9 protein-coding genes are annotated in these 12021 nt (G+C 58.9%); 3 read left to right on the top strand and 6 right to left on the bottom strand.

What is annotated here, in order from left to right:
- Window positions 1-161 precede the first annotated feature (161 nt).
- A complete protein-coding gene (locus ACR3E0_RS14435; protein WP_480479506.1) occupies window positions 162-1082 on the top strand; it encodes a hypothetical protein in 921 nt (306 codons plus the stop codon).
- Between the two features lie 108 nt (window positions 1083-1190).
- Here the strand turns inward: ACR3E0_RS14435 and ACR3E0_RS14430 are convergent, their stop codons facing one another.
- From ACR3E0_RS14430 to pepN, 6 genes are all read right to left on the bottom strand, one after another.
- Window positions 1191-1607 carry a DUF4177 domain-containing protein gene (locus ACR3E0_RS14430; protein WP_480479505.1) on the bottom strand — a complete coding sequence of 139 codons (417 nt, stop codon included), beginning with the start codon at window positions 1605-1607 and terminating at the stop codon, window positions 1191-1193.
- Window positions 1608-1687: 80 nt separating this feature from the next.
- Window positions 1688-2944, bottom strand: coding sequence for a peptidase T (gene pepT / locus ACR3E0_RS14425; RefSeq protein WP_480479504.1), 1257 nt, complete (start codon window positions 2942-2944; stop codon window positions 1688-1690).
- An 87-nt stretch (window positions 2945-3031) separates the two neighbouring features.
- Window positions 3032-4543, bottom strand: coding sequence for an Asp-tRNA(Asn)/Glu-tRNA(Gln) amidotransferase subunit GatB (gene gatB / locus ACR3E0_RS14420; RefSeq protein WP_480479503.1), 1512 nt, complete (start codon window positions 4541-4543; stop codon window positions 3032-3034).
- A gap of 100 nt (window positions 4544-4643) precedes the next feature.
- On the bottom strand, window positions 4644-5903 hold the full coding sequence (locus ACR3E0_RS14415; RefSeq protein WP_480479502.1) for a hypothetical protein: 1260 nt from the start codon (window positions 5901-5903) through the stop codon (window positions 4644-4646).
- 129 nt (window positions 5904-6032) lie between these two features.
- On the bottom strand, window positions 6033-6461 hold the full coding sequence (locus tag ACR3E0_RS14410; protein ID WP_480479501.1) for a hypothetical protein: 429 nt from the start codon (window positions 6459-6461) through the stop codon (window positions 6033-6035).
- Window positions 6458-9010: an aminopeptidase N gene (pepN, locus tag ACR3E0_RS14405; RefSeq protein WP_480479500.1), complete on the bottom strand. Its 2553-nt coding sequence runs from the start codon at window positions 9008-9010 to the stop codon at window positions 6458-6460. The genes ACR3E0_RS14410 and pepN overlap by 4 nt, the downstream gene beginning before the upstream one ends.
- Before the next feature lie 217 nt (window positions 9011-9227).
- Here pepN and ACR3E0_RS14400 point away from each other — a divergent pair, with 217 nt between their 5' ends.
- Together ACR3E0_RS14400 and ACR3E0_RS14395 are read left to right on the top strand one after the other, a co-directional pair.
- A complete protein-coding gene (locus tag ACR3E0_RS14400) occupies window positions 9228-11363 on the top strand; it encodes a malate synthase G (RefSeq protein ID WP_480479499.1) in 2136 nt (711 codons plus the stop codon).
- Between the two features lie 72 nt (window positions 11364-11435).
- The gene (locus tag ACR3E0_RS14395) at window positions 11436-11861 is read left to right on the top strand and encodes a GlcG/HbpS family heme-binding protein (RefSeq protein ID WP_480479498.1); all 426 of its coding nucleotides are present in this window, start codon (window positions 11436-11438) and stop codon (window positions 11859-11861) included.
- Window positions 11862-12021: the final 160 nt, after the last annotated feature.

The following is a 12021-nucleotide window of genomic DNA, read 5'->3' as shown; positions in this document are numbered from 1 at the left end:
TGGCCGGCCCATGTAACACGCCGTAACGGGTGTTTGTAACAGGTTGAGGAAACGCGGCCTCAGCTGCGCTGGGCAGGGCAGGCAGAATGGCTGCAAAGGCTGTCACGCTTTGAGGTGCTAAGAAATTATGTTAAATTTGTTGCATTTTCTGGGGGATTATTATGTCTGTATACTTGGAAATTGGCATCGCAATTGTATTTGTTTTTCTCATTTTAAGTCTGCTTGCTACAGCTGTTACGGAGCTGATCGCGTCCGTATTTCGATTACGAGCAAGAGTTCTGAAGGCGGCTATTTCCGAGATCGTTTCCGACCCGGAATACCGAAAACACTTTTACGGTCAGAGGCTGCTAATTGGTTGGAACGCAAAGCAAAACGGCCAACCTACGTCTGACGAACCGAACGTGATCGACCATCCGTCCTACATTTCCGGCCCCATGTTCTCCCGCGCGCTCCTTCTGACCGTTTTGAAGGCCGAAGGCGAAGACAAATCATGGAGTGACACGACGTTCAGTGACTTGCGTGGTGTCATATCCCAAATCAGGCTGGAGCCACTCAGAAACCTTCTCTCCGGATTGGTGGATGAGTCGATCAAGAGCGCCAGCGATCTGGAAGCTGCGATTGAGAACTGGTTTGACGGATCCATGGACCGGTTGTCCGGCCGGTTCAAACGCTATCAGCAGTGGGTTTCGTTTGTCGTCGGATTCGCGCTTGCCGTTTCGTTCAACCTCGACGTTGTGCGGCTCTCGTCGGATTTGTATCAGGACGATGTCCTGCGGGCGCGTCTGGTTGCCGAGGCCGAAGCCTTTATCAGCGCACACGAGCAACCCGACCCCGCTGGCGGAGCCTCATCACCTACGCCCGAAGAGAATTTGGACAAATTATCAAAACTTTATGGAGACCTGGAGAAACTCGGTATTGGGTGGCAGGAGGATGGTCCGCCGATTCACTACCACATTCCGGGATGGCTTCTTGCCGCCTTTGCGTCCATTCTGGGCGCGCCGTTCTGGTTCGATGTACTGAGCCGGTTTGTTAAGGTGCGTGGCACGGGGGCAAAGCCCAAGGGTGCTGCCGGTACTGCTTAAAGGGCTGGACGCCAGCTCAAGACTGCCGAGGGTTTGGTATTCATTGTTCCAAACTCCCCGAGGTCATTGGTTGCCCTCGCAATCCCGCCTGGTGATGGCGTCCGTGGCTCAGGCTTTTTCCGACTTGTCCACTTCGGTCTCTGCATCCTTCAGCGTCAGGGGCGGGTCTTTGGCCTCTTCTGCAATTGGCGCTGGGGCGGTCACCGTGTCCGGACCGGGAACGGGTTGCGCAAGCGGCACACCCTCAGGCGTTTCGGTCGGGCCGGGGGTGGGTAACACAATCTCGTCCGCTTCAATTACGCGCCGGAACACCAGAACATTCCGCCAGTTTGTGGTCGACCCGGTCAGGCCTGATCGCTCTTCGCTGGGCAGAAGCTCGGCGCGTTGATATTCCCAACCATCCGCGCCCATTTCGTTCAGCAACTGTTCGACCGATGTTGCAAACCGTCCCTCAGGCGTTTTTACGCCCTTGGCTTTGGCGCCTTTTTGAGGGGCGGGAACAACCTTGTATTCGTAGCGTTGCATCAAACGTTCCTAAATGCCTGTTCGGGCCAACTTACCATTTTGGCCCCGGGACGAAAGAAAAGTCGCCTTACCATCGGATTTCAGCCCTGAGTGTTGCTTTTGCTCTGCGCCGCCTTGGCCACGACCGACAGACACAGCTCGGTGGCCTGAGCCATATCCTGAACCGAGATCCATTCCAAAGGTCCGTGGATGCATTGCATGCCGGTAAACAGGTTGGGGCAGGGCGTGCCAAACTCGGTCAGGCGGGATCCGTCCGTACCACCTCGGATCGGAACGGACAGCGGCTCAATCCCCATCTCACGGCACGCCTCGCGCGCCAGATCGACCGGTGTCATGTCTTTTTCCAGCCAATAGCGCATGTTGCGATACTGGTGAGAAATCTCGCAGGTGATTGTCGCGCGGGGTTCCGAGGCCTGTACCGCGTCGCAGACCTTGCGCACCAGATCGCGCTGCGCCTCAAGACCGTCCATCTCGAAATCGCGCAGGATCAGCTTGATCTCCATCTCGGACGATCCGCCATTCATGTCGGTTACATGGATGAATCCCTGACGCCCGTCGGTGACCTCGGGCGTCATCGTCGCCTGCGGCAGGGTCTGCACGATCTTGGCGGCCAGATGAGTGGCATTCACCATCTTGTCCTTGGCCAGTCCCGGGTGGATCGACACGCCTTCGATCCGGATTACCGCGCGGTCGGCAGAAAAGCTCTCGTATTCGATCTCGCCCAGTTCCTGCCCGTCCAGCGTATAGGCGAAATCGGCCTTCAGGTCCTTGGGAAGCTGCTCCGTCACGCCGCGTCCAATTTCTTCGTCCGGAGTGAAGGCGATACGGATCGGGCCGTGCGGGATGTCGGGGTTTTCGATCAGGTGTCGCGCCATGGTTATCAGGATCGACACGCCGGCTTTGTCGTCGGCCCCCAACAGGGTCGTCCCCGAGGCGGTGATCAGATCATGGCCAATCTTTTCGGCCAGATAAGGGTGTGCGTCCGGTGAAAGGACCAGTTCGGGATCATCCGGAAAGGTGATCTCGCCCCCGTTGTAACCCTTGATGACCCGTGGTTTGACGCCGGTTGCGTTGAACTGAGGGGCGGTGTCGACATGGGCCAAAAATCCAACGGTCGGCCCTTCGGCGGTGCCGGGAATGGTCGCCACAACGACGCTGTCGCCGGTCACCTCGACATCCTGCGCCCCGATATCCGTCAGTTCCTGCTGCAACAGGTTCAGCATGTCGAACTGAATGGGCGTACTGGGCGTTGAAGGGGACGTCTCGTCGCTTTGGCTGTCGATGGCTGCGTAGCGCATCAGACGGTCTTCAAGTTCCTGATCGAATTGTTTGGCCATGGCACTTCTCCTGAGCGGAAGAAAGGGTGCAAAGGAAAACGGAGTCAAGCCGATGGCCCGACTCCGCCCAACTCTGCGACTGGTGGATTACGAACCCAGCTTTTTGCTCACCAACTCGTTGACGGCCTTGGGGTTGGCCTTGCCGCCGGTGGCTTTCATCACCTGACCAACAAACCAACCGGCAAGCTTCGGGTTCACCTTGGCCTTTTCGACCTGCGCCGGATTGGCGGCGATGATCTCGTCCAAAGCGGCCTCGATGGCACCGGTGTCGGTGACCTGCTTCATGCCGCGCTCTTCGACGATCTGCGCCGGATCGCCGCCTTCGGTATAGACGATTTCGAACAGGTCCTTGGCGATCTTGCCCGAGATGGCGTCTGACGAAATCAGGTCGATGATGCCGGCCAGTTGGGCCGGAGACACCGGAGACTCGGTGATGTCGTGGTCTTCTTTTTTCAAACGACCAAACAGTTCGTTGATGACCCAGTTTGCAGCCAGTTTGCCGCTGCGACCCTTGGCGACTTCCTCGAAATAGGCCGCCGATTCCACCTCGGCGGTCAGGACAGAAGCATCATAGTCCGTCAGGCCGAACTCACTGATAAAACGCGCTTTTTTATCATCCGGGAGCTCGGGCAGCTTGGCGGCGATATCATCCACCCATGCCTGCTCAATCTCCAGCGGCAGCAGGTCCGGGTCGGGGAAGTAGCGATAATCATGCGCCTCTTCTTTGGACCGCATCGAACGTGTCTCGCCCTTGTCCGGGTCATACAGGCGGGTTTCCTGCTCGACCTTGCCGCCACCTTCGACGATGGCGATCTGACGGCGGGCTTCGACCTCGATCGCCTGCTGGATAAAGCGCATCGAGTTCATGTTTTTGATCTCGCACCGGGTGCCCAGATGCGAGAAATCCTGTGTTTCCTGATACTTCTCATACGCACCCGGCAAACAGATCGAGACATTCACGTCCGCCCGCAGGTTGCCGTTCTGCATATTGCCGTCGCAGGTGCCCAGGTAGCGCAGGATCTGACGTAGCTTGACGATATAGGCGGCAGCCTCCTCGGGGCCACGAATGTCGGGTCGGCTGACGATCTCCATCAGGCAAACGCCAGTCCTGTTCAGGTCGACAAAGGACATATGCGGGTCCATGTCGTGGATCGATTTGCCCGCGTCCTGCTCCATGTGGATACGTTCGATCCGCACCATACGCGCAGTGCCGTCGCCCATCTCGACCAGCACTTCACCTTCGCCCACGATGGGGTGGTACAGCTGGGAAATCTGGTAGCCCTGCGGCAGGTCAGGGTAGAAATAGTTCTTGCGGTCAAAAGCCGATTTCAGGTTGATATCCGCTTTCAGGCCCAGACCCGTGCGCACGGCCTGTTCCACGCAATATTCGTTGATCACCGGCAGCATCCCCGGCATTGCCGCGTCCACGAAGGCCACGTTCGAGTTCGGCTCGGCCCCGAATTGGGTCGAGGCGCCCGAGAACAGTTTGGCATTGGATGAGACCTGAGCGTGCACCTCCATCCCGATCACCAGTTCCCAATCATGCTTGGCCCCGGCAATGGTTTTGGTTTTGGGCATTTCGTATGTCAGGTCGAGCATGGCGCGCCTCATATCCGCAGAAGTCTAAGCCTGCGTATTAGGCGTGGCACGCCAAAGGGGCAAGGGGGTACGGCGGCGAAACGCGCAAATCCTGCGTCGTTCAATGCGTGGTGAACCGCAATCCGGTGGGCGTGAAAGTGACGTCCTTGCCACTGCCCAGTTCCTCGCGGAACAGATCGGCAATCGCGCGCATGGCATGCCGGTGACCCCGCGCGGCGAACCGTTCGGGCGAGTTGATGCGGACACTGTTGTTGAACCCGTTGGCGGCATGGGCCCAGATCAACGGATGCAATTCGGTCAGATGATCGCGGATCAGCCAGTTTGCTGCCTCGCGGATCTGGCTGCGAACAAGATCCGCTTTTTCGTTCAGACCAAATCCGTTCTGCAGCGTGATTGCACAATAGGCCGACAGCATATTGATCGTCTGCTGGTCGGGTCGCCGCCGCGCGATGTCGCGAAGACCCTCCAGGAAATACGCGACATCCACGCGGGCACAGGCCTCTTCGTCCAGAGCGATCGCGTCGAACTGGACCCAGGTGTAACCGCCGGCGCCCCAGTCGGATTGTGTCCGTGCCGCGTTGCGCAGGGCCTGAACCTCTAGCTCTTCATAACTGCCGAACCAGCGCGGCAGCAGATGACTGCCCATCGCGCGCATATGTCGATGGTTCTGGGGATCGAGTGTGATCAGGCGCTCATACTCGTCCGAAACCCGTGCCGTTGCCTTTCGTTGGCCCGCCAGTAACGCGCAACCGGCGGCAGCGATCAATGGGCTGTCGGGCGCCGCCGCGCGGCAATCGGGCAGGATAGCCGCGGCCCGGTCAAAGTGCGCAGCACAGCGTGATCGATGCAGGGGCGGCAGAGTGGCGTCCATCGCGGTCCCGCGCCACGCCCAGGCCAAGTCGATATGCGCCAGGGCCACAATGGCGGCGATCATCGGGTCGTCGGCATGCTCGGACATTTCGCTTTCAAGCTCGGCAATACCGCCCAAAAGGTCATAATCCGAGATTGCCTTGCCATCAGACAGCGCATGTTCCGCCGCGAGAACCACATCGGACCGTGCGCCAAACGCCAACAGATCCGCAATCGGCATTCCATCCGGCGCTGTAATCCGCGCGTCATCAGCAGCCCGCATTTCGTCTGCGAGTTCGATCCACCGGTCCTGCCGGGCGAGATGGCGACCATGTTCGATGGATGCGCGACCAACCAGATCTTCGGATCCCAGTTGTGCGATAGGGATATTCAGCCGACCCTGATCGGGCAACGCTTTCGCCAAAGCGGCCTCTGTCACACACGATTCGGGCGCGATCTGCGTCGGATAAGCTGAGAAACGGGCGGAAATCGCCCTGAAAAACCAAAACATGGCGGAACTCGAAACTGTAAAACTCGTAACCTGAAGCCAAAGTCTGGCTGCTATTTGCGCCCATTTCAAGTTAATTGCTGCTAATTCTGGAAATAGCCTGATCAATCCGATCCGAAGGCGCGGATCGTTTCAGAAAACCGTAAAATGGTGTCGTTTGACGCGGTATCCGGCCTCTTGCAAGACCTGTTCGAACTGCCGATGAGGTGGACAAGCCTCATCCGGCAGCCTTACGCGTTTGCCGGACCGCAAAACCAGCGAGATTCGCACGGAAAAATCCCAGCGTGTGTCAAACCGGAAGAAGTCTATGTCGTTGCTGGAGACTTCACCCTGACGCTTGCCTGAAAACCAGCGCAAGTGGTGCTGATCCAGACTGAGCCCTGCGCTGCTGTCCTGAACCACATCCCAGACGGCCGGCAAAGTGGCCAGAGACAGCAAACCCACCAGCCACCAGACAGCATCGAAAACGATCAACAGCGCGAGGAGCGCGCCATAGACACCAATCAGAATGCCAATGGTTCGCGCGTTCCGGTTCCGCCGGACAAACGTAAACGGCGTCATGCGCCAAGGATGCGCGACACCATCTCGGTCGTGTCGCGCGACAGATTTGACGTCTCGGCAATGCGAGCCAGTTGGGCCCGCATGAGGGCCTGCCGATCTGCATCGTATCGTTTCCAGGTCTGGAAGGCCGAACACATGCGCGCGGTGGTCTGCGGATTGACCGGATCAAGCCGGATCAGCCAATCGGCCAGCAGTTGATATCCCGCGCCGTCCGCCTGGTGAAACCCCGCGTGGTTCATGGCCAGAGCTCCCATCACAGCGCGGAATCGGTTTGGGTTTTTCCAATTAAAATCAGCATGTTCAGACAGTTCTTGGGCAACCTTGGGCGTTGCCTCAGGCGCGGCCATCGCCACTTGCAGGCCGAACCATTTGTCGATGACCAGCCGGTCCTCTTTCCACTGATCGTAGAAGGCAGCCAGTTCCTCCTGCCCTTGGCCTGCGCGCAAGAGCGCGTTCAGCGCCGCGAGCTGCAAGGTCATGTTGTTGGCCTCGGCGTATTCGCGCTTGGCGAGGGCGCCGCCATCGAGGCGCGTGGTCAGGAATAGTACGCCCGATCCAAGTGCGCGCTTGCCCGATTGCTCGGCGTCGGGGCGATAGGCGGTATCGACCTTCATCTGGCTGTGCAGGCGCGGCAGCAGGTCCTGCGTGTGTTGCGCCATCGCCTGCCGTAAGGTTTCGCCCGCGGTCCAGATCGCCATCGGGTCTGGCGTAACGCCCCGCTCGGCCAGCATCCCTGCCAGTTCGGATTGCGTAGGTAGCCACAGCATCAGCGCGCGATAAGCCGGATCCAGATCATCGCTGGGCAGCACGCTCAACACGCCGTCGAGATAATCCGCGTGCGGCGCCGCGTCTTCGGTGGTCATGGCGAGAAGCGTCTGAGTGGCCAGATCCCGCCCCGCGCTCCAGCGATTGAACGGATCAGTGTCATGGGCCAGCAGAAAGGCCTGCTCGGCGCGGGTGACATCATGTTCCAGAATAACCGGGGCCGAGAATTCGCGCAGGATCGAGGCGGTGGGCTTTGCGGTGAGGCCACCGAAGGTGAAGCTTTGGCGCGCCTCGGTCAGTTCCAGCGTTTCGGTCGCGCGTACCTCGTCGCCGTTGGGCCCCAGAAGCCCCACGGCGATGGGGATGTGCATAGGCTGTTTGTCGGTCTGACCCGGCGTGTCGGGGATATATTGCGAGAGGGTCAGCGTGTAGGTCCCGTCCGCCCAGGCCTCGTCGACCTTGACGCGCGGCGTGCCCGCCTGAGCATACCAGCGTTTGAACTGGCTCAGGTCGCGGCCGGTCACATCCTCGAACACCTTGAGCCAGTCCTCGATGGTGCAGGCCTGCCCGTCATGACGCGCGAAGTAGAGATCCAGCGCCTCGGCATAAGCCTGATCGCCCACCAGCCGCTTGAGCATGCCAATGACCTCGGCACCTTTCTCGTAGACGGTGGCGGTGTAGAAGTTATTGATCTCTTGAAAGCTTTCGGGCCGCACCGGGTGGGCGAGGGGGCCGTTATCCTCGGGGAACTGGCGCGCGCGCAGGTCGATGGCATCGTGGATGCGCTTTACCGGAGCCGAGCGCATATCGGATGTAAACTGCGCATCGCGGAAAACCGTCAGGCCTTCTTTCAGGCACAGTTGGAACCAGTCGCGGCAGGTGATCCGGTTGCCGGTCCAGTTGTGGAAGTACTCGTGGGCAATTATCGCCTCGATCCGCTCGAAATTCACGTCGGTCGAGGTTTCCGGGCTGGCCAGGACGGCGGAGGAGTTGAAGATGTTCAGCCCCTTGTTTTCCATCGCGCCCATATTGAAATCGTCGACGGCCACGATGTTGAAGACGTCCAGATCGTATTCGCGACCATAGACGTCCTCGTCCCACTTCATCGACTTTTTCAGGGCTTCCATGCCGAAGTCGCATTTGCCCTCGTCGCCGGGACGCACCCAGAGGTTCAGGTCCACATCGCGCCCCGACCGGGTGGTGAATGCGTCTGAGTGCGCAATCAGGTCACCCGCAACCAGCGCAAACAGATAGGCGGGCTTTGGCCACGGGTCGGTCCATTCGGCCCAGCCATCGCCTTTGCCGGATGGGTTGCCGTTGGACAACAGCACCGGCAGGTCCCCGTTGATGCGCACGGTGAAGGTGGACATCACATCGGGCCGATCCGGGTAATAGGTGATCTTACGAAACCCTTCGGCCTCGCACTGGGTGCAGTACATGCCGTTGGACATGTAAAGCCCTTCCAATGCGGTGTTGTTGCCAGGGTCGATCTCGACCTCGGCCTCCCACGCAAATGGGCCGTCAGGCACATCGGCTGTCAGACCCTTATCCGTTGTCTCGGGTGAGATTTCGCGGTCGTCAATGGCGGCCCGGATCAGTGTCAGATCTTCGCCATGCAGAAAAAACGTCTTGTCCGTCGCGTCCGGGTTCGGGCGGAAGGCAATCCGCGAGGTGACCCGTGTTGCATGAGGTGCAAGATCAAAAGTCAGATGCACGCTGTCCACCAGGTAGCCGAACGGCGTGTAGTCTTTCAGATAAATCGTGGTGGGGGCAGGGTCACGCATCGGGCTCTCGCGTCAGTTCAAATCTGGTCGGACGTTATGAGCATCGCAGGTTGGCTGCAAGCACAGCCGGAGAAATCCAATTACTCGGTGCAGGAACTGCAAAGTTGCGAGTATCTGACGCCCTGACCAGAAAGTCGGTTGTGGAAGTTGCCTATCGGAAACTTTCCCCCTAATTGGTGCTCGCATACAATCGCACACAAAGCTGGAGAATCGGAACATGAGCGGTAGAGAGAACCGGAAAGGGCTGCAAATTGCTTGGGAACTGGTGGATTTCATCGAACGCCAGGCATTGCCGGGAACTGGGGTCGCGCCCGAAACGTTCTGGACCGGTCTCGCGCGCATCGTGGACGAGTTGGGACCCAGGAACCGGGATTTGCTTGCGAAACGAGCCGACATCCAAAGCCGAATTGACGGTTGGCATCTGGCCCGCAAGGGGCAGCCGCATGATCCGGACGCCTACACGGCGTTCCTGCGTGAAATTGGGTATCTGGTCGAAGAAGGCCCTGAGTTCCAGATCGAAACCGCGAATGTCGATCCCGAGATTGCCCTGACACCCGGCCCGCAACTGGTTGTTCCGATCACCAACGCCCGCTTTGCATTGAATGCCGCCAATGCACGTTGGGGCAGCCTCTATGATGCATTGTATGGAACAGACGCAATGGGTGATCTACCCGCCGGTAGAGGGTATGACAGCGCGCGGGGAGACCGGGTAATTGCCTGGGCCAAGGCGTTTCTGGACGATGCGGTTCCATTGGTCAAAGGGTCATGGGCGGAGGTAACCGGGCTGTCCGTCCAAGAGGGCGCGCTGGTGCCGGCGCTCGCGGACCCCGGCGCGTTTGTCGGGTTCGGCGGAACACCGGCCGCGCCGGATTTTGTTCTGCTGAAAAACAATGGATTGCATATCCAGATCATGATCGACGCAACCAGCACAATTGGTGCGTCCGACCCGGCCGGTATCTCGGATGTCCGACTGGAATCGGCCCTGTCGGCCATCATGGATTGCGAGGACTCGGTTGCCTGCGTGGATTCGGCTGACAAGGTTGTTGCCTACAGCCACTGGCTGGGTCTGATGAAAGGCAACCTAACCGAAGAGGTCACCAAGGCCGACCGCACGTTTACTCGCAAGCTGGCAGAAGACATTTCATATACCGATGCGACAGGCGAACAGGCGGCGCTGAAGGGTCGTTCGCTGATGCTGGTCCGCAACGTGGGCCACCTGATGACAAACCCCGCAGTGCTGGATTCCGAGGGTCGTGAGATCGGCGAAGGGTTGATGGATGCGATGTGCACCACGCTGATCGCGATGCATGATCTGAAACGCGACGGCGGCAACTCGGTCCACGGGTCGGTCTATGTGGTCAAACCCAAGATGCACGGGCCGGAAGAAGTCGGGTTCTCGGTGGAGATCTTTGACATGGTCGAGGATATTCTCGGGTTGCCACGCAATACGGTGAAGCTTGGCATTATGGATGAAGAGCGCCGAACGTCGGCTAACCTCAAGGAATGCATCCGGGCCGCGAAATCGCGCGTGGCCTTCATCAACACGGGCTTCCTCGATCGGACTGGGGACGAGTTCCACACCTCGATGGAGGCTGGCCCAATGCTGCCCAAAGGCGACATCAAGGATACGCCGTGGATTGCGTCTTACGAGGATCGAAATGTCGATATCGGCCTGGCCTGCGGTTTGAAAGGCAAAGCTCAGATCGGCAAGGGCATGTGGGCGATGCCGGATCGGATGGGCGACATGCTTGAGGCCAAGATCGGTCATCCGATGTCAGGCGCAAACTGTTCCTGGGTGCCGTCGCCAACAGCGGCGACGCTGCACGCGACCCATTATCACAAGGTCGACGTGCTGGCGCGTCAGGGCGAGATCGCAGCCGGTGGCGCGCGTGGTACTCTGGGTGATCTGCTGACCATTCCACTGCTGGGCGGTCGCAACCTGAGCGATGACGAAATCGTCCGCGAAATCGAAAATAACGCGCAAGGCATTCTGGGCTATGTCGTGCGCTGGGTTGATCAGGGTGTTGGCTGTTCGAAAGTGCCGGATATTCACGATGTTGGCCTGATGGAAGATCGCGCCACATGTCGGATCTCGTCGCAAGCGCTGGCGAACTGGCTGCATCATGGTGTGGTCGATGAGGCACAAGTTATGGCCGCCATGCAAAAGATGGCCGCCGTCGTGGACCGTCAAAACCAAGGTGATGTCGCATATGTGCCAATGGCACCGGGTTTTGACGGTATTGCGTTTCAGGCCGCATGCGATCTTGTGTTCAAAGGCCGGGTCCAACCCTCAGGGTACACCGAACCCGTTCTGCATGCCCGTCGGCTGGAGTTCAAAGCCAGCCAAGCCTGAACAATGAGACAAACTGGCGGGCAGGCGGCCCGCCGGTCATATCCAACATCCATAATGTTAAAGGAAAGTCTGATGTCCATTTCGCTACGCAAGGCGCGCACAATCATCCGAAAAACCCTGGACAAGGGACATGAGATGGAACTGAAGCCGCTTTCTGTGGTTGTATTGGACGCAGGTGGTCACGTCATTGCTTTTGAACGCGAGGATGGGGCAGCCCCAGGTCGGTTTGCGATTGCCCAGGGCAAAGCCTATGGCTCGGTCATGTTGGGCATGGCAGGAACCGCTCAAATGCAAAGGGCAGAGAATCAGGCGTATTTTATGGCGGCCGTGAACGGCGTTTATGGGGGCCAGGTCATCCCGGTTCCGGGTGGTGTCTTGTTACGTGATCGCAAAGGCGCCGTGATTGGTGCGGTCGGTGTCACTGGAGATACATCCGACAACGATGCGGCTGCGGCCATAGCGGGTATCGAGGCTGCCGGACTGGTCGGAGAGATGTGACAGCCGCCACAACTCTGGTTAACGGCCGGATGTTCGGAAGCCGCCTAAAAAATGAACGAACGTGAAATCTGAGCGGGATTTTTGCCCGCTCGGGCTTGTGCACCTCTGAACATGTCCTTGCGCTGTCATGCAGGGCGTGTTCTGTTGCACGTTCTTACCG

Source organism: Ruegeria sp. AJ12, assembly GCF_056536245.1.
The sequence above is the reverse complement of the archived record's forward strand: the minus strand, read 5'-3'. Positions and strand labels throughout refer to the sequence as shown.